We start from the raw sequence: 17301 nt of genomic DNA on the forward strand, positions 1-17301 counted from the left end.
GGGTATCCCATGGCAACAAACGATTTCCTGCCGTTCGCCGGCGGGGCGGGCGCGAACGTCCTGACGCAGGCTGCGTACATCGCGCAATCCGCTCTAAGGTCCAATGGCTTCTCCGCTGGTACTGCTCAATCTGCACAGCTGAACAAGGTCTGGCGCCAGGCGTCGATCATGTCCGCCGTGCTCGCTCAGTTGATTTCCGATAATACCGGGCAGGACGTCCTGGACGACGGAACAACGAGCACGATCCTGGCAAACCTCAAGAATGCCACGGCAGGACGTTTGATCGGGGTTCAAAACTTCGCGTCTTCGGGGACGTATACCTACACCCCAACTGCTGGAACCAAGTCGGTTGTTGTGGAAGTCCAGGGTGCTGGCGGTAGTGGTGGCGGGACTGCTGCAACTTCTGCCGGGCAAGCGGCTGTCGGGGGCGGCGGGGCTGCTGGCGCCTATACCAAGGGGCGGTTCACGTCTGGGTTCGCGGGTGTGACCATAACTGTCGGGATAGGCGGTGCTCAAACAGCAGCCGGCAACAACAACGGAAACGCAGGGGCTACATCCTCATTTGGCTCGTTGCTTACTGCGCTTGGTGGTGGCGGCGGGGCTGGTGGTGGGGCTAGCAGTTCCTTCCCGTTCGCAAGCGCTGGTGGCGTAGGTACCGGGGCTCCGACTGGCGGGATCGTAAATAAGGCAGGCTCTAGCGCTGTGCAGCCGATTGCGCTTCTCGCTAACGTCCTGGTCGGCAGCGAAGGGGCGCCCAGCGTGTTCGGCCGAGGAGGCCAATCCTTCTCAACCAGCGGCAACGGCGGTCCAGGATTGAGTGGAGCTGGGGGTGGCGGTGCCTGTGCAGGCGGTGTCCAGCCAGCGTTCTTCGGCGGCAACGGCGGAAGCGGGCAAGTCACTATCTGGGAGTACGCATGATGAAGCAGTGGGCCTACATCGTGGACGGTGTTCTTTACGAGATCATCGACGACATCATTGAAGTGGATGGGCGAGAAGTTCCCATTGAAGAGCGTTATCGCCCTGACTTCGTGGAGCAACTGGTTCCTTATGTTCCGCCAGTCGAGGGTGGCGAGACATGATGCCTCTCACCGAAGCGCAGCTCCTGCGCATCTACCCCAACGCCAGCCAGAGAGCTGGCGTTTTTGTTCCTGCTCTCAACCGGGCAATGCAGCGGTACAAGATCGACTCCCCGGTACGCGCGGCGGCGTTCCTCGCCCAGATTGGGCATGAGTCAGGCCAGTTGAAGTGGGTCCGGGAGATCTGGGGCCCGACGCCGGCGCAGCAGAAGTACGAGGGTCGCAAGGCGCTTGGAAACTCGGAGCCTGGAGATGGCCGTCGATTCTTGGGCAGGGGCTTGTTGCAGGTAACTGGCCGGGAGAATTACCGGAAGACTGGCGCCGCTCTTGGTATCCCGCTGCTGGACAAACCAGAGCTACTGGAGCTGCCGGAGTGGGCTTCGGCTTCTGCCGCCTGGTGGTGGGCGAACCATGGCCTTAACGAACTGGCCGACCTTGGTGAGTTCGAGCAGATCACCCGCCGCATCAATGGCGGCCTGAACGGGCAGGAGGAACGCCTTGAGCTCTGGGCGCGCGCCAAGGAAGTGCTGGCGTGACCTGGCTGCTCAGCAACTGGCGGCCGCTGCTGTGCGCTCTGATGCTGTTCCTGGCCGCTGCAGGTGGCTGGCATGAGGGCAGCGTTCGCATGGAGGCGAAGTGGAAGGCCCGCTGGGATCAACACGAGAAACAGGACCAGCAGGCCGCCACTGCCTTCGAAGCCAGGGAGCGCGCCGAGGAGCAGCGTCGCCAACAATCCATCAACAAGGTGATCGAGGATGGCCAGAGGAACATTGACCAGGTGCGCGCTAGCGCTTCTGCCGCTGCTGATCAGCGCGTGCGGGACGCAGCCGCCAAGTACGCCGGCCGAGTTGCTGCAGCTGAAGCCGGCCGCGATTCCTGCACTGCCGCCGCAAGCAAGGCAGCAGTCCAGCACGCCAGAGTGCTTGCCGACATGCTTGGAGAGATTGACCGCCTGGCGGGTATCTACGCGGAAGCTGCTGACGAATCCCGAGTGAGGGGTTTGGCCTGCGAGGCGGCTTATGATGTCCTGAGGGGAGGGTAGCTATATAAAGGAATGGATTTGCCCAGAACCGGGCATAGAGGGGCGCGATTCATCCTCGCGCTTGCGTGACTTTTGCGTGACTCTCTCACGCATCTATAGGCACTGATGGGCATTCATGCGCAGCGAGCGCCCATTCTAGACCTTGTATTTCGGGCCGTTCAGCCTACTTTCCGAGCATTTCATGCATCGCGATGATCTGTTCCGCCACCTGCGACAGCTTCTGCTGTCGGCCCATGGCCTGACGGCGCATCAGGGTGTAGGCCTCCGCCTCGGCGCAGCCCTTCATTTTCATCAGCAGTCCCTTGGCCAGCTCGATGCGCTTGCGCTCCGCCAGTTGCTGCTCGCGGGCCTGTAGTTGGGCGCGCAGGGCCTGGTCGCTCTCGAAGCGGGCCATGGCGACGTCGAGGATTGGTTGCAGGCGCTCGGTCTGGATGCCCTCGACTATGTAGGCGCTGACCCCGGAGCGGATGGCCTGGCGCATCACCTGCGGGTCGTGCTCGTCGGTGAACATGACGATGGGGCGTGGCTGGTCGCGGCTGACCAGCACCACCTGCTCCATCACGTCGCGGCCGGGGGATTCGGTGTCGATGAGGATCACATCGGGGCGCAGGGCTTCCACCCGCTGCGCGAGATCGACCGTGAGGCCGGATTCGTCGATCACTTCGAAGCCGCACTCCACCAGGGCAGCCCTGAGGCGCCCGACCTTCTTCGGGGTGTCGTTGATCAGCAGAACGCGCAGCATGCTCAACCTCGTTCCGCCAGGGCATTCAGCTCGAAGCTGCGGGCATAGCCGGCCGGATCGTTACCGTCCCAGAGGCGACCGTCGATCAGGGTGGAGGTGCGCATTTCGCTGTCCGGCACGCTGACACCCAGGGCGCTGGCGGCTTCGCGGTACAGCGCGAACTGCTGGACCTGACGAGCGATGCCGAGGTAGTCGACGTCCTCGCGCAACAGGCCCCAGCGGCGGAACTGGGTCATGAACCACAATCCGTCGGAGAGCCAGGGGACGTTCGCCTGCCCGTCGTTGAAGAAGCGCAGCGGGTGCGCGTCCTGCCAGGCGTGGCCGAGGCCGTCCTGGTAGCGGCCGAGCAGGCGCGGTTCGATGCTGGCGAGCGGGGCGTCGACATAGTCCTCGCTGCTGATCAGCCGGGCGGCGCTGCGCAGGTTGTCCTGGCTGGCTTCGATGAAGCGGCTGGCATCGAGAAGGCTCATCACCAGCGCGCGAGCCGTGTTGGGGTATTGCTCGACGAAGGCGCGGGTGGTGCCCAGGACCTTTTCCGGGTGGTCGGGCCAGATCTGCTGGCTGGTGGCGAGGGTGAAACCCATGCCTTCGTCCACGGCCAGCGCGCCCCAGGGGCCACCGGCGCAGAAGCCGTCGATGCGTCCGGCCCTGAGGTGCTCGACCATCTGCGCTGGCGGCACCACCAGGCTGCGCACGTCCTGCAGCGGATGAATGCCGTGGGCGGCCAGCCAGTAGTAGAGCCACATCGCGTGCGTGCCGGTGGGGAAGGTGTGGGCGAGGGTGAGTTGCGCACCGTTCTGGCGCACATGGCTTTGCAGTGCTTCAGCAGAGGTCACGCCGTCGCGCATCAAGGGGGCGGAAAGGTTGATCGACTGGCCGTTCTGGCACAGGCCCATGAGCACGGCCATGTCCGTGGCGGGGGCGCCGCCCAGGCCCAGTTGCAGGTCGTAGATCAGGCCGTAGAGGCTTTGCGCCGCATCGAGCGCGCCGTTCAGCAGGCGGTCGCGCAGGCCGGCCCAGGAGCTTTGGCGTTGCAGGTTCAAGGTCAGGCCGTAGGGCTGGCCGAAGCCCTGGGTTGCGGCCACCACCAGGGAGGCGGAATCGGTGAGGGCCATGAAGCCCAGGTTGAGCGCGGCCTTCTCCGGGGCATCGGAGCCGGCTACCCAGGCCAGGTTGCCCGGCAGTGCGCTGGTACTGTCGATCATCTCCACCTCTGAACGCGCGCTCATGCACGCTCAATACAAAAAGGCGCCGCTCCACCGGCCTTCGAGGGGCGGTGGCAGCGACGCCATTGTCAGAGGGCGACCCGCCGTTGGATCACCGTTTATGAAAGCGGAGCAAGGGCTGTGCCAGGGAAGCGGCGGAAAAAAGAAGCCCCGCCATGGAGAGCGGGGCGCAGAGGAAGGGAGCGCACCTCTGGAGGGTTCCACAAGGGCACCTGGGCACGGAAATCGGCAGGAGCCTGTTGTCCACCTTAGACCTCGAGGCCCGGGGCGCAAGCGGTCAATAAGTATTAGGCCCATCGTTAGGGGCGGGCGGCAGGCGTCTATTTCGGGATCTGCAAAAGAAAAGCCCCGCACTCAGGCGGGGCTTTTCGTCACGCTGGGATCACTCAGACCTGAAGGGCCGGGATCTTCGCGTTGGCTGCCGCTTCACGGAACTCGGCGATCTGGTCGAAGCTCAGGTAGCGGTAGATATCGGCAGACATGCTGTCGATGTCCTTCGCGTAGGCCATGTACTCCTCGACGGTCGGCAGCTTGCCGATGATCGAGGAAACGGCGGCCAGCTCGGCGGATGCCAGGAACACGTCGGTGGCGTCGCCCAGGCGGTTCGGGAAGTTACGGGTCGAAGTGGAGACCACGGTCGAACCGGTCTGTACGCGAGCCTGGTTACCCATGCACAGCGAGCAGCCCGGCATTTCCATGCGCGCGCCAGCCTTGCCGTAGATGCCGTAGTAGCCTTCTTCGGTCAGCTGATGGGCGTCCATCTTGGTCGGCGGAGCCAGCCACAGACGGGTCGGAATGCCACCCTTGACCTTGTCCAGCAGTTTGCCGGCAGCACGGAAGTGACCAATGTTGGTCATGCAGGAGCCGATGAAGACTTCATCGATCTTGCGGCCTTGCACGCTGGACAGCAGGCGGGCGTCGTCCGGGTCGTTCGGAGCGCAGAGTACCGGCTCCTTGACGTCGGCCAGGTCGATCTCGATGACCGCGGCGTACTCGGCGTCCTTGTCGGCTTCCAGCAGTTGCGGGTTGGCCAGCCAGGCTTCCATCGCTTGTGCGCGGCGCTCCAGGGTGCGGGCGTCGCCGTAGCCTTCGCCGATCATCCAGCGCAGCAGGGTGATGTTGGACTTCAGGTACTCGGCGATGGCTTCTTCCGGCAGCTTGATGGTGCAACCGGCAGCCGAACGCTCGGCGGAGGCGTCGGACAGCTCGAAGGCTTGTTCGACGGTCAGGTCGTTCAGACCTTCGATTTCGAGGATGCGGCCGGAGAAGATGTTCTTCTTGCCTTTCTTCTCGACGGTCAGCAGGCCAGCCTGGATCGCGTAGTAGGGGATCGCATGGACCAGGTCACGCAGGGTGATGCCCGGTTGCAGCTTGCCCTTGAAGCGCACCAGAACCGATTCGGGCATGTCCAGCGGCATGACGCCGGTGGCAGCGGCGAAGGCCACCAGGCCGGAGCCGGCCGGGAAGCTGATGCCGATCGGGAAGCGGGTGTGCGAGTCGCCGCCGGTGCCGACGGTGTCAGGCAGCAGCATGCGGTTCAGCCAGCTGTGGATGATGCCGTCGCCCGGACGCAGGGAGACACCGCCGCGGGTCATGATGAAGTCCGGCAGGGTGTGGTGGGTCTTGACGTCGATCGGCTTCGGATAGGCAGCGGTGTGGCAGAAGGACTGCATCACCAGGTCGGCGGAGAAGCCCAGGCAAGCCAGGTCTTTCAGCTCGTCGCGGGTCATCGGGCCGGTGGTGTCCTGGGAACCGACGGTGGTCATCTTCGGTTCGCAGTAGGTGCCCGGACGTACGCCCTGGCCTTCGGCCAGACCGCAGGCGCGGCCAACCATCTTCTGGGCGAGGGTGAAGCCCTTGCCGCTGTCGGCCGGGGCTTCCGGCTTCTTGAACAGGTCGGACGGAGCCAGGCCCAGCTCGGCACGGGCCTTCTCGGTCAGGCCACGGCCAACGATCAGCGGGATACGGCCGCCGGCGCGGACTTCGTCGAGCAGAACCGGGGTCTTCAGCTCGAAGGTGGTGACCACTTCGCCGCTGTCATGACGCACGACCTTGCCTTCGTACGGGTACACATCGATGACGTCGCCCATGGCCAGGTTGGTGCAGTCGAACTCGATCGGCAGGGCGCCGGCGTCTTCCATGGTGTTGTAGAAGATCGGGGCGATCTTGGTGCCGAAGCAGAAGCCGCCTGCGCGCTTGTTCGGAACGTAGGGGATGTCGTCGCCGAAGAACCACAGCACCGAGTTGGTGGCGGATTTACGGGACGAACCGGTGCCGACCACGTCACCGACGTAGGCGACCGGGAAGCCTTTGGCCTTCACGGCTTCGATCTGCTTCAGCGGGCCGACGGAGCCCGGCTGGACCGGCTCGATGCCGTCGCGGGCCATCTTCAGCATGGCCAGGGCGTGAAGCGGGATATCGGGGCGCGACCAGGCGTCCGGAGCGGGGGACAGGTCGTCGGTGTTGGTTTCGCCGGGGACCTTGAACACGGTCAGGGTCAGCTTCTCGGCGACGGCCGGACGGGCCTTGAACCACTCGCCATCGGCCCAGGACTGCAGCACGGCCTTGGCGGCAGCGTTGCCTTTCTTGGCACGCTCGGCGACGTCGTGGAAGGCGTCGAACATCAGCAGGGTGTGCTTCAGTTGCGCGGCGGCGACTTCGGCCAGCTCGGCGTTGTCCAGCAGCTCCACCATGGTGGCGATGTTGTAGCCGCCCTGCATGGTACCCAGCAGCTCGAGGGCGCGGGTCTTGGAGATCAGCGGGGAAGTGGCTTCACCCTTGGCAACGGCGGACAGGAAGCCGGCCTTGACGTAGGCAGCTTCGTCCACGCCCGGCGGTACGCGGTTGGTGATCAGGTCGAGGAGAAATTCTTCTTCGCCGGCCGGCGGGTTCTTCAGGAGTTCGACCAGACCAGCGGTCTGTTCGGCGTTCAGCGGCTGGGGCACGACGCCCTGGGCGGCACGCTCTTCTACGTGTTTGCGATAGGCTTCAAGCACAGTATTTCCCTCATCAGTGGTCCCGGAGGACGCGTATCCAGGAGACCTCTCCGATCCATTCGTCAGGCATGGTGGACGGTAATCCACTGACCTACGACGGCACCGGCGATCTCCGGGCAGAAGCTGTTTTCAAAGTTTTACGCCGGGGTGGCCAGGGACTGATGGGGCTGGGCGCTTGAGGGAGGCGCCCAGACCGCGCGGCTGCCGGAATCTGTGCTTCGTGACGCTTTGAAAACAGCTTCTTTCGGACAATGACGCCAAAAAGGCGCAGCCATTCTAATGGAATTAATGGGCCTTGGTAAGCCGATTTGCGGCAGCTCGAAGGGTGATCTTGCCTAGACAAAGGGCTAACATGCCCGCTTTGCCGGCTACCCGTTTCCCCATGTCATCTCAGCGCATCAAAACCCCCTGTGTCGGGCTCTGCTCGACGGTCTATGGCGACCTGGTCTGCCGTGGCTGCAAGCGTTTCCACCATGAAGTGGTGAACTGGAACCGCTACAGCGACGAGGAAAAGCGGGCGGTCTGGAGCCGTCTGGAGATTCTGCTGGCGCAGGTAATGATGGCCAAGCTGGAAGTCTTCGACGCGCCGCTCCTGCGCAGCCAGTTGGAGCAGCGGCAGATACGCTTCGTGCCCGAGCAGTCGCCGTATTGCTGGGCCTACCAACTGATCGCCCGCGGTTCACGGATGATCAACCAGGTGGAAGCCTACGGCCTGGTGCTGCTGCCGGAGTTCCGCGGCTGGACACTGCCGGACCTGCGCGACGCCATCGACAAGGAGTTCTTCATTCTCTCCGAGGCGCATTACGAGCGCTACATCGCGCCGAGCTTCCTCGCCGATGGGCTGGAGTCGCGCGTCTGATCTCTTCTGGCTAATAAGAAAGCGCCCGGATGGGCGCTTTTGATTTCTGTAGGAGCGAGCTTGCTCGCGAAGCATTTCCCGCCAGCCGCGATGTTGGGCGGTTCGCGAGCAAGCTCGCTCCTACATGAACCTGCTCCTCACGTCGGTCAAGGCTTGGCGGCGATTTCTTCCAGGTTGGCGATGATGTCGTCCGGCTTGAGCACCAGGATGTCGCTTTCCAGGGAGTCGAGCACCACTTCGGCGGTGTTGCCGATCAGTGCGCCGGACAACCCGGTGCGCGCCACGCTGCCGATCACCGTCACCGCCGCATCGAGGTTGTGGGACGCGCGGGGAATCAGCACGTCCGCCGGGCCCTCCTCGATGTGCAGGTGCTGGTCGTCTACGCCGTATTCGGCCTGGAACGCCTTGCACGCCTCGCGGTACTTGGCCTCGATGGTCTCGCTGAGCTGGAAGGTCGGGTCGGCGGCCGAGAGCATGGGTGACGGGTGGGCGCTGATCACGTGCAACTGGCCGTGAGCGAGCCCGGCGATGTCGTAGGCGTGGCTGACGATCCCGGCATGCAACGTGCGGTGCTCGATATCGTTGTTGCCTACGTCCACGGCGGCGAGGATGTTGCGGCCGGCCCAGGGCAGGCTGGTCTTCACCAGGAGTACGGGGGCAGGGCAGAAGCGCAGCAGCTTCCAGTCGTCCGGGGTGAGCAGGGCCTTTTTCAGCGGGTTGTCCGGGCTGTGCTGCTTGATCACCAGCCCGCACCCTTCGGCCTGCTGCTCGGCGATGACGGTCTGGTGCAGATTGTCCTTCCAGGCCTGGCGGCTGGAAGCGCTGAAACCTTCCTGGCGCAGCACCTCGGCCACTTCTTCGAGTTTGGCGCTGTAGTCGGCGCGCCGCTCGCAGGCCAGCAGGTGCAGGTGCGACTGGGTCACGCTGGCGATCAGGCGGGCCCGTTTCAGCGCGAGACCTTCCGGCTGGTCCGGGTCCACGACTACGAGGATGCTACGGATGGCTTGCATGATCGTCTCCCTTCGTGCGCGTTGTTTATGTAGAACCACTGTAGTCGGGATATCCCGTTCATGACGTTGAGGCATATCAACGCCGGAAGCTGGTTCCGCGCGGCGGCCCCCGTATAATGCTCCGCCTTTATTGCACCGGCCAGCCAGGCGCCGGTGCGCTGAGTCGTCTGGAGCAAGAAGATGCTGTCCGAAATCAGGGAATTCCTCGGTTGTGCCACGCCGGATGCGTGGGTGGAAGCCGCGCTGCGGGATCAGGCGGTCATGCTGATCGACCACAAGAACAACGAATTCAAGGCCGCCAGCACGGCCCTGGCCCTGATCGCCAAGTACAGCGCGCACGAGGAGCTGGTGAACTTCATGTCGCGCCTGGCCCGCGAGGAACTGCGCCACCACGAGCAGGTGCTGGCGATCCTGAAGAAGCGCGGCATCCCGCTGCGGCCGATTTCCGCCGGCCGCTACGCCTCAGGCCTGCGCGCGGTAGTGCGCAACCACGAGCCGCAGAAGCTGGTGGACACCCTGATCGTTGGCGCTTTCATCGAATGCCGTAGCTGCGAGCGTTTCGCTGCGCTGGTGGATCACCTGGATGCCGACCTGGCGAAGTTCTACGGCTCGCTGCTGAAATCCGAGGCGCGGCATTTCCAGGGCTATCTGAGCCTGGCGCGCCGTTATGGCGATGACGCCGATATCGACCGCCGCGTGGCGGAGATTCGCGAGGTAGAGGCTGGCCTGATCCAGTCGCCGGACAGCGAATTCCGTTTTCACAGCGGCGTGCCGGTGGAGCTGGCGGCCTGACTCGCGCCCCGCAACAAAAAAAGCGCCCAGACGGGCGCTTTTTTCCTGGCTCTTCATAGGAGCGAGGAGTGCGCGCAGTTCTTGTTTGCGAACCAGTCCGGCAGCAGGGCTGCCGGGATATCCGTTCGCGAGCAAGCTCGCTACTACAAGTTCAGGCTCAGTCTTTTACCTTCAGGTCCAGCGCCAGGTCGCGCGCCGCTTTGGTGGCGAGCACGCCCATCAGTTGGCCGATCTCGTCCTGGCGGCTGCTGGCGCTGTTCTGTCCGCCCGCCATCATGACGCTAGGCACCGGCGCCTGGGCGGCGGCTTCAGCCCAGACCTTGTTGATGGCGATCAGCGCATCCAGCTTGGGTTGCAGTGCGCCGTCCGCCTTGATCACAGCTTCGCGGGCATAGGCATCGGCGTCAGCGGTGATCTTGGTGGCCTGCGCCGTCACGGCAGCTTTGTCGCGCAGCAATTCAGCAGTCTGCTTCTCGATCTCAGCGCGCTGCTTCTCGCGCTCGGCGTTGATGACTGCCAGCTGTTTCTCGGTTTCCGCCTGGGTAGTGCGCTCGATCTGGTCGCGCAGGGTCTCCTGGCGCTTGGCTTCCACTTCCTTCTCGCCGCGGGCGGTGACCAGCAGTTTCTCTTCCTCTTCCTTCAGGCGGTTCTGGCGGGCCACGGCCAACTCTGCCAGCGCCTGCTGCACCTTGACCATGCGCTGCTTGTACTGCGGGTTCGGGTCGACGTTAGTGATGCGTGCCTCAACCACTTCCACGCCGAACTTGCGGAACTGCTGCTGCTTGCGCACCGGGATGCCCTTGGCGTCGGTGACTTTCTCGGTGACGAACTGGCTGGCGTTGTTGTCGCCGAAGCTGCCTTGTTCGGTACCGGCCTGCAGGATCGCAGTCTGGTGTGGCACGGCGCCACGCGGGCCGCGCACTTCCTTGCGCTTGATCAGGTACAGGCCGTCGTTGAGCTGGTTCTCGAACTCCGCGGCGAACTCGCTGCGGGCGCCGGCGTAGTAGTCATCGGCGGTCATCAGTGAGGCGGTGGCCTGCAGGGTTTCCTTGATTGCCGGGACCAGCGCGGTGCGGATGAAGTTGTCCGGATTGCGGTATTCCTGGGCCATTTTCAGGAACTGATCGCCGCCAGGCAGGCGGAAGCGTGCCGAGGACTCGACCTTGGCGTCGACGTTGCCGAGGAAGACGATGGGGAAGGCTTCGATGGTGGCGCCCAGGGCGTCGTTGTCCGGGTTGTTGTCGTTCTCGTCCATGACCAGCACGGACTGCACGCTGATGGCTTTTTTCCAGGTGGTGGCACGGCCGAACCACTTGGTGGCGTAACCGACGTCGTCGACGATCTTCTCGTCGCCGAAGATGGTCCGCACGTGGGTCATGTAGCCGGCTTCGTTATAGAAGAAGATGCCGTTGAACAGGATGAAGGCGGCGGCGACCAGGGCCAACGGCAGGGCGCCGAACTTGATGAGGTTTCCCTTGCTGAACATGTCTCTTCCTTGAGTGAGCAAACCGCGAATGCTGCGTAAGGTTGCAGTTACCGGTCAAGTGGAAACGTCTGAGAGTGTCGGCGGGTTGGCATCAAAAGGCCACTTCGGCAGTGGCCTTGCCGTGTCAAAGGGGGAAGGGGGCCTGTTGCATGCCGCGGTCATCGGCCTCCAGCGCCCACCCCTGGCGATCCCAGTCGCCGAGGACGATGCGCCGTGCGGGGCGGCCGTCGATCTCCAGTTCGTGGACGGCGGGGCGGTGGGTGTGCCCGTGGATCAGGATGCGCACGCCTTTGTCGCGCATGATCTTCTCCACTTCCGCCGGCGTGACGTCGACGATCTCGCTGGCCTTCATGCGCGTCTGCGCGCGACTTTCCTTGCGCAACTTGCGCGCCAGCTTGTGGCGGGTGGTCAGCGGCAGGTTGCGCAGGATGAACAGCGTCAGCGGGTTGCGCAGCCAGCGACGCAGCTTCATGTAGGCCACGTCGAGGGTGCACAGGCTGTCGCCGTGCATCAGCAGGATCTTCTCGCCGCCCAGGTCGATCAGGCTCGGGTCGCGCAGCAGGGTGCACCCGGCTTCGCGGCAGAAGGTCTTGCCGATCAGGAAGTCGCGGTTGCCGTGCATCAGGTAGATGCGCGTACCGCTGTCGGACAGTTCGCGCAGGGCACGGGCGATGGCGTGCTGGAACTCGTCCATGCCATCGTCGCCGATCCAGGCTTCGAAGAAGTCGCCGAGGATGTATAGCGCTTCGGCTGCGCGGGCGCGGGTGGAGAGGAAATGCAAGAACGCCCGGGTGATATCCGGGCGTTCCGCTTCGAGATGCAGGTCCGAGATGAACAGGACGCTCATCGACTCACTCGCCGATGATTTCGGCTTTCTCGATGATCACGTCGTCGGCCGGTACGTCCTGGTGGCCGGAGCGCATGGTGGTGGCGACGGTCTTGATCTTGTTGACCACGTCCATGCCGTCCTTCACTTCACCGAACACGCAGTAGCCCCAGCCCTGCACGGTCGGCGCGCTGTGGTTGAGGAAGTCGTTGTCGGCGACGTTGATGAAGAACTGCGCGCTGGCCGAATGGGGCTCCATGGTGCGGGCCATGGCGACGGTGCCGATCTTGTTGCCGACGCCGTTGTTGGCTTCGTTCTTGATAGACTTGCGGGTGCTCTTCTGTTTCATGCCCGGCTCGAAACCGCCGCCCTGGATCATGAAGTTGTTGATCACGCGGTGGAACACGGTGTTGTCGTAGTGGCCGGCCTTAACGTACTCCTTGAAGTTGGCCACGGTTTCCGGCGCCTTGTCGTCGAACAGTTCAAGGGTGATGTCGCCGAAGTTGGTCTGCAATTTGACGGTGGTAGTCATCAGGGAATTCCGCTCTTTGGAAAAATCGAAGGCCTGTCAGGGGGTTGACAGCTTCGGCTATGATAAGCGCTTTGGTTTGGCCGGCCTACCCTGGCTGAACGACGGAATGATCAAGGACACCATGAGCAAGCCTACCGCCGATACGAAAGAAGCCACTGTTGCCGCCAACTTCCTGCGCCCCATCGTCCAGGCCGACCTGGACAGTGGCAAGCACCAGAAGATCGTCACCCGCTTCCCGCCGGAGCCCAATGGCTACCTGCATATCGGTCATGCCAAGTCCATCTGTCTGAACTTCGGCCTGGCCAAGGAGTTCGGCGGTGACTGCCACCTGCGCTTCGACGACACCAACCCGGCGAAGGAAGACCAGGAATACATCGACGCCATCGAGGCCGATGTGAAGTGGCTGGGCTTCGAGTGGGCCGGGCAGGTGCGCTACGCGTCCAACTATTTCGACCAGCTGCACGACTGGGCGGTAGACCTGATCAAGGCCGGCAAGGCCTTCGTCTGCGACCTCAACGCCGAGGAAATGCGCGCCTATCGCGGTTCGCTGACCGAGCCGGGCAAGAACAGCCCGTTCCGTGATCGCTCCGTGGAGGAGAACCTGGACCTGTTCGCCCGCATGAAGGCCGGCGAATTCCCGGACGGCGCCCGTTCGCTGCGCGCGAAGATCGACATGGCCTCGCCGAACATCAACCTGCGCGACCCGATCCTCTATCGCATCCGTCATGCGCATCACCACCAGACGGGCGACAAGTGGTGCATCTATCCCAGCTACGACTTCACCCATGGTCAGTCGGACGCCATCGAGGGCATCACCCACTCCATCTGCACCCTGGAGTTCGAGGATCACCGCCCGCTGTACGAGTGGTTCCTGGCCAACCTGCCGGTCCCGGCCCAGCCGCGCCAGTACGAATTCGCGCGCCTGAACCTGAACTACACCATCACCAGCAAGCGCAAGCTCAAGCAGCTTGTTGACGAGGGGCATGTGAACGGCTGGGACGACCCGCGTATGTCGACCCTGTCCGGCTACCGTCGCCGCGGCTATACCCCGGCGTCGATCCGTGCCTTCTGCGACATGATCGGCGTGAACCGCGCCGGCGGCCTGGTGGACATCGGCATGCTGGAATTCGCCATCCGTGACGACCTGGATGCCAATGCCGGTCGCGCCATGTGTGTGCTCAAGCCGCTGAAGGTGGTCATCACCAACTACCCGCAAGGCCAGGTCGAGAACCTCGAACTGCCGCGCCATCCGAAGCAGGACATGGGCGTGCGCGTGCTGCCGTTCAGCCGCGAGATCTACATCGACGCCAGCGACTTCGAAGAAGTGCCGCCGGCCGGCTACAAGCGCCTGATCCCGGGTGGCGAAGTGCGCCTGCGCGGCAGCTATGTGATTCGCGCCGACGAAGCCATCAAGGATGCCGCCGGCAATATCGTCGAACTGCGCTGCAGCTACGACGAGAACACCCTGGGCAAGAACCCCGAGGGCCGCAAGGTCAAGGGCGTGATCCACTGGGTGCCGGCCGCCGAGAGCGTCGAGTGCGAAGTGCGCCTGTACGACCGCCTGTTCCGCTCCGCCAACCCGGAGAAGTCGGAAGAGGGCGGCAGCTTCCTCGACAACATCAACCCCGAATCCCTGGTGGTGCTCAAGGGTTGCCGCGCCGAGCCGTCGCTGGCCAGCGCCACCGCCGAGGACCGCTTCCAGTTCGAGCGCGAAGGCTACTTCTGCGCCGACGCCAAGGATTCCAAGGCTGGCGCTCTGGTCTTCAACCGCACCGTGACCCTGCGCGACTCCTGGGGGCAGTAAGGGATGGCTGACTTGCAGATCTACAGCACGCTGTCCAAGACCAAGGACAGCTTCAAGCCACTGGTGGGCAACCAGGTGCGCATGTACGTGTGCGGCATGACCGTGTACGACTTCTGCCACATCGGCCATGCCCGCGTGATGGTGGCGTTCGATGTCATCGCCCGTTGGTTACGCCATCGCGGCTATGACCTGACCTATGTGCGCAACATCACCGACATCGACGACAAGATCATCCGTCGCGCCCAGGAGAACGGTGAATCGTTCGAAGAACTGACCGCCCGCATGATCGCCGCGATGCACGAGGACGAGGCGCGCCTGTCGGTCCTGCGTCCGGACATCGAGCCGCGCGCCACCGGTCACATCGCCGGCATGCACGAGATGATCCAGACCCTGATCGACAAGGGCTACGCCTACGCGCCCGGTAATGGCGACGTCTACTACCGGGTCGGCAAGTTCGCCGGCTACGGCAAGCTGTCGCGCAAGAAGATCGAAGACCTGCGCATCGGTGCGCGCATCGAGGTCGACGAATCCAAGGAAGACCCGCTGGACTTCGTGCTCTGGAAAGGCGCCAAGCCGGGCGAGCCGAGCTGGGAGTCGCCCTGGGGTGCCGGTCGTCCGGGCTGGCACATCGAGTGCTCGGTGATGTCCACCTGCTGCCTGGGCGAGACCTTCGACATCCACGGCGGCGGCCCGGACCTGGTGTTCCCGCACCACGAGAACGAAATCGCCCAGAGCGAGGCAGCCACCGGCAAGCTCTATGCCGCTAGCTGGATGCATGCCGGCGCGGTGCGCGTGGACGGCGAGAAGATGTCCAAGTCCCTGGGCAACTTCTTCACCATCCGCGAAGTGCTGGAGAAATATCACCCGGAAGTCGTGCGTTTCCTGTTGGTGTCCAGCCACTACCGCAGCCCGATCAACTATTCCGAAGACAACCTGAAGGAAGCCAAAGGCGCGCTGGAGCGTTTCTACACTGCGCTGCGTGGCTTGCCGCAGGTGGCTGCCGCAGGTGGCGAAGAATTCGTCGAGCGTTTCGGCGCGGCGATGGATGACGACTTCGGTACGCCGGAAGCGGTGGCCGTGCTGTTCGAGATGGTCCGCGAGGTCAATCGTCTGCGCGACAGCGATCCGGCAGCGGCCGCTGCGCTGGCGGCGCGCGTTCGTGAACTGGGCGCTCTGCTGGGCGTGCTGCAGATGGATGCCGACGAGTTCCTCCAGGCTGGCGCGGCCGGCAAGGTCGATGCGGTACAGGTCGAGGCGCTGATCCAGGCGCGCCTGGATGCCCGCGCGGCGAAGAACTGGGCCGAATCCGACCGCATTCGCGACGAGCTGACCGCTCTGGGCGTGGTGCTGGAAGACGGCAAGGGCGGCACTACCTGGCGTCTTGCCGAGTAGTAGCTTCCCTGGAAATGAAAAAGGCCGCTGATCAGCGGCCTTTTTCTTGTTCGTCGAAAACCTGTCAGGTGTGCAGGTGTTCGGCGGCGTACAGGGTGTTTTCCAGCAGGCAGGCGCGGGTCATCGGGCCGACGCCGCCCGGAACCGGGGTGATCCAGCTGGCGCGCTCGGCAGCCACATCGTATTCCACGTCGCCCACCAGCTTGCCGTCTTCCTGGCGGTTGATGCCCACGTCGATGACGATGGCGCCTTCCTTGATCCATTCGCCCTTCACCAGGCCGGGTTTTCCGGCGGCAACCACGACCAGATCGGCACGGCCAACGTGGTCGGCCAGGTCGCGGGTGAAGCGGTGGGTGACGGTGACGGTGCAGCCGGCCAGCAGCAGTTCCAGCGCCATGGGGCGGCCGACGATGTTGGAAGCGCCCACGACGACGGCGTCCAGGCCGTACAGGTCGACACCGGTGCTCTGCAGCAGCGTCATGATGCCCTTCGGCGTGCAGGGGCGCAGCAGTGGGATGCGCTGGGCCAGTCGGCCAACGTTGAAGGGATGGAAGCCGTCCACGTCCTTGTCCGGGTTGATGCGCTCCAGCAACTGGGATGCATCGAGGTGGGCGGGGAGGGGCAGTTGTACCAGAATGCCGTCGATGGCCGGGTCGGCGTTCAGGCGGTCGATCAGCGCGAGCAGCTCTTCCTGGGTGGTGCTGGCGGGGAGGTCGTACGCCTGGGAGAGGAAGCCGACCTCTTCACAGTCCTTGCGCTTGTGCGCGACATAGACCTGAGAGGCGGGGTCGCTGCCGACCAGGATCACTGCCAGGCCGGGGATGCGCAGTCCTTGCTGGCGGCGTTCGTTGACGCGTTGGGCAATCTGCTGGCGGAGGCTGGCGGCGATCGCTTTGCCGTCGATCAGTTTTGCAGTCATGTCGGGGGGATAACCATTAAGGCGGGTGAAAAGAAGGCGCGCATTTTCGCACGCTGCCTCCATAAGGCAAAGGCGGATGCCCCTGATTTGCCGTAACTCCTTTATCTCTTTGAATTTTTTTTAAAAAAGTTGTTGACGGGGTAGGGGCTCATCGATAACATGCGCCCCGCTTGCCGAGCACAGCCTGAAACACGAAAGAGGCGGTGCCAACCGATTCAGTGGTTTCACTGAGTCTGCTTAGCAAGGGTTGCCGCCACTTCAAGCGCCCGTAGCTCAGCTGGATAGAGCATCCGCCTTCTAAGCGGATGGTCGCAGGTTCGAGTCCTGCCGGGTGCGCCATGTGGCGTTCGGTACAAGCAAGTGTAATATGGTGGGCGTAGCTCAGTTGGTAGAGCACAGGATTGTGGCTCCTGGTGTCGTGGGTTCGATTCCCATCGTCCACCCCATATTCCGAAGCGCCAGGCCAAGAGCCTGGCGTTTTCGTTTCTGCGGTACCCTGCGGACGTGGTGAAATTGGTAGACACGCTGGATTTAGGTTCCAGTGGCGCAAGCTGTGAGAGTTCGAGTCTCTCCGTCCGCACCATCTTCTTTCCATAAGC

16 protein-coding genes and 3 tRNA genes are annotated in these 17301 nt (G+C 63.6%); 11 read left to right on the plus strand and 8 right to left on the minus strand.

Annotated features, from left to right (window positions below):
- Positions 1-9: 9 nt before the first annotated feature.
- From LDJ84_RS11815 to LDJ84_RS11830, 4 genes are read left to right on the plus strand one after another with little or no spacing between them, the layout of a single operon-like run.
- Complete coding sequence (locus LDJ84_RS11815) at positions 10-918, plus strand: hypothetical protein (RefSeq protein WP_226046373.1); 909 nt, start codon at positions 10-12, stop codon at positions 916-918.
- A complete protein-coding gene (locus tag LDJ84_RS11820; RefSeq protein ID WP_226044995.1) occupies positions 915-1079 on the plus strand; it encodes a hypothetical protein in 165 nt (54 codons plus the stop codon). The genes LDJ84_RS11815 and LDJ84_RS11820 overlap by 4 nt, the downstream gene beginning before the upstream one ends.
- Positions 1079-1612, plus strand: coding sequence for a glycoside hydrolase family 19 protein (locus tag LDJ84_RS11825; protein WP_226046579.1), 534 nt, complete (start codon positions 1079-1081; stop codon positions 1610-1612). The genes LDJ84_RS11820 and LDJ84_RS11825 overlap by 1 nt, the downstream gene beginning before the upstream one ends.
- Entirely contained in the window at positions 1609-2118 is a 510-nt protein-coding gene (locus LDJ84_RS11830; RefSeq protein ID WP_226046374.1) for a DUF2514 family protein, read from the plus strand. The genes LDJ84_RS11825 and LDJ84_RS11830 overlap by 4 nt, the downstream gene beginning before the upstream one ends.
- Before the next feature lie 163 nt (positions 2119-2281).
- On the opposite strand, the gene LDJ84_RS11835 is transcribed toward LDJ84_RS11830, so the two are convergent.
- The 3 genes from LDJ84_RS11835 to acnB all read right to left on the minus strand — a co-directional run bounded on the left by LDJ84_RS11835 (position 2282) and on the right by acnB (position 7082).
- A complete protein-coding gene (locus LDJ84_RS11835) occupies positions 2282-2860 on the minus strand; it encodes an ANTAR domain-containing response regulator (RefSeq protein ID WP_226046375.1) in 579 nt (192 codons plus the stop codon).
- Between the two features lie 2 nt (positions 2861-2862).
- Positions 2863-4065 carry a CmpA/NrtA family ABC transporter substrate-binding protein gene (locus tag LDJ84_RS11840; protein ID WP_226046580.1) on the minus strand — a complete coding sequence of 401 codons (1203 nt, stop codon included), beginning with the start codon at positions 4063-4065 and terminating at the stop codon, positions 2863-2865.
- Positions 4066-4472: 407 nt separating this feature from the next.
- The gene (gene acnB, locus LDJ84_RS11845; RefSeq protein WP_038803692.1) at positions 4473-7082 is read right to left on the minus strand and encodes a bifunctional aconitate hydratase 2/2-methylisocitrate dehydratase; all 2610 of its coding nucleotides are present in this window, start codon (positions 7080-7082) and stop codon (positions 4473-4475) included.
- A gap of 382 nt (positions 7083-7464) precedes the next feature.
- Between acnB and LDJ84_RS11850 the strand changes: the two genes are divergently transcribed.
- Positions 7465-7941: a DUF1289 domain-containing protein gene (locus tag LDJ84_RS11850; RefSeq protein WP_065084156.1), complete on the plus strand. Its 477-nt coding sequence runs from the start codon at positions 7465-7467 to the stop codon at positions 7939-7941.
- A 146-nt stretch (positions 7942-8087) separates the two neighbouring features.
- Here LDJ84_RS11850 and LDJ84_RS11855 read toward each other — a convergent pair whose 3' ends face one another.
- Positions 8088-8951, minus strand: coding sequence for a universal stress protein (locus LDJ84_RS11855; protein ID WP_226046376.1), 864 nt, complete (start codon positions 8949-8951; stop codon positions 8088-8090).
- A gap of 180 nt (positions 8952-9131) precedes the next feature.
- Between LDJ84_RS11855 and LDJ84_RS11860 the strand changes: the two genes are divergently transcribed.
- Positions 9132-9743, plus strand: coding sequence for a tRNA-(ms[2]io[6]A)-hydroxylase (locus tag LDJ84_RS11860; protein WP_226046377.1), 612 nt, complete (start codon positions 9132-9134; stop codon positions 9741-9743).
- Between the two features lie 157 nt (positions 9744-9900).
- Here LDJ84_RS11860 and LDJ84_RS11865 read toward each other — a convergent pair whose 3' ends face one another.
- The 3 genes from LDJ84_RS11865 to LDJ84_RS11875 form a co-directional block, all read right to left on the minus strand.
- Positions 9901-11229: an SPFH domain-containing protein gene (locus tag LDJ84_RS11865; RefSeq protein WP_024765726.1), complete on the minus strand. Its 1329-nt coding sequence runs from the start codon at positions 11227-11229 to the stop codon at positions 9901-9903.
- 124 nt (positions 11230-11353) lie between these two features.
- Positions 11354-12076, minus strand: a complete 723-nt coding sequence (lpxH, locus tag LDJ84_RS11870; RefSeq protein ID WP_226046378.1) for a UDP-2,3-diacylglucosamine diphosphatase — start codon at positions 12074-12076, stop codon at positions 11354-11356.
- Positions 12077-12080: 4 nt separating this feature from the next.
- A complete protein-coding gene (locus LDJ84_RS11875; protein WP_024765728.1) occupies positions 12081-12587 on the minus strand; it encodes a peptidylprolyl isomerase in 507 nt (168 codons plus the stop codon).
- A 121-nt stretch (positions 12588-12708) separates the two neighbouring features.
- Between LDJ84_RS11875 and LDJ84_RS11880 the strand changes: the two genes are divergently transcribed.
- Both LDJ84_RS11880 and cysS read left to right on the plus strand, forming a co-directional pair.
- Complete coding sequence (locus LDJ84_RS11880; protein WP_196912470.1) at positions 12709-14391, plus strand: glutamine--tRNA ligase/YqeY domain fusion protein; 1683 nt, start codon at positions 12709-12711, stop codon at positions 14389-14391.
- Between the two features lie 3 nt (positions 14392-14394).
- Positions 14395-15783, plus strand: coding sequence for a cysteine--tRNA ligase (gene cysS / locus LDJ84_RS11885; protein ID WP_024765729.1), 1389 nt, complete (start codon positions 14395-14397; stop codon positions 15781-15783).
- Positions 15784-15847: 64 nt separating this feature from the next.
- Here the strand turns inward: cysS and folD are convergent, their stop codons facing one another.
- On the minus strand, positions 15848-16702 hold the full coding sequence (gene folD, locus LDJ84_RS11890) for a bifunctional methylenetetrahydrofolate dehydrogenase/methenyltetrahydrofolate cyclohydrolase FolD (protein ID WP_038803695.1): 855 nt from the start codon (positions 16700-16702) through the stop codon (positions 15848-15850).
- A gap of 262 nt (positions 16703-16964) precedes the next feature.
- Here folD and LDJ84_RS11895 point away from each other — a divergent pair.
- From LDJ84_RS11895 to LDJ84_RS11905, 3 genes are all read left to right on the plus strand, one after another.
- A tRNA-Arg gene (locus LDJ84_RS11895) sits at positions 16965-17041 on the plus strand.
- A gap of 31 nt (positions 17042-17072) precedes the next feature.
- Positions 17073-17148 (plus strand) — tRNA-His (locus LDJ84_RS11900).
- A gap of 52 nt (positions 17149-17200) precedes the next feature.
- Positions 17201-17285: transfer RNA gene (locus tag LDJ84_RS11905), tRNA-Leu, on the plus strand.
- Positions 17286-17301 lie beyond the last annotated feature (16 nt).

The sequence above is a fragment of the Pseudomonas sp. HS-18 genome (assembly GCF_020401845.1).
GTDB lineage: Bacteria > Pseudomonadota > Gammaproteobacteria > Pseudomonadales > Pseudomonadaceae > Pseudomonas > Pseudomonas nitroreducens.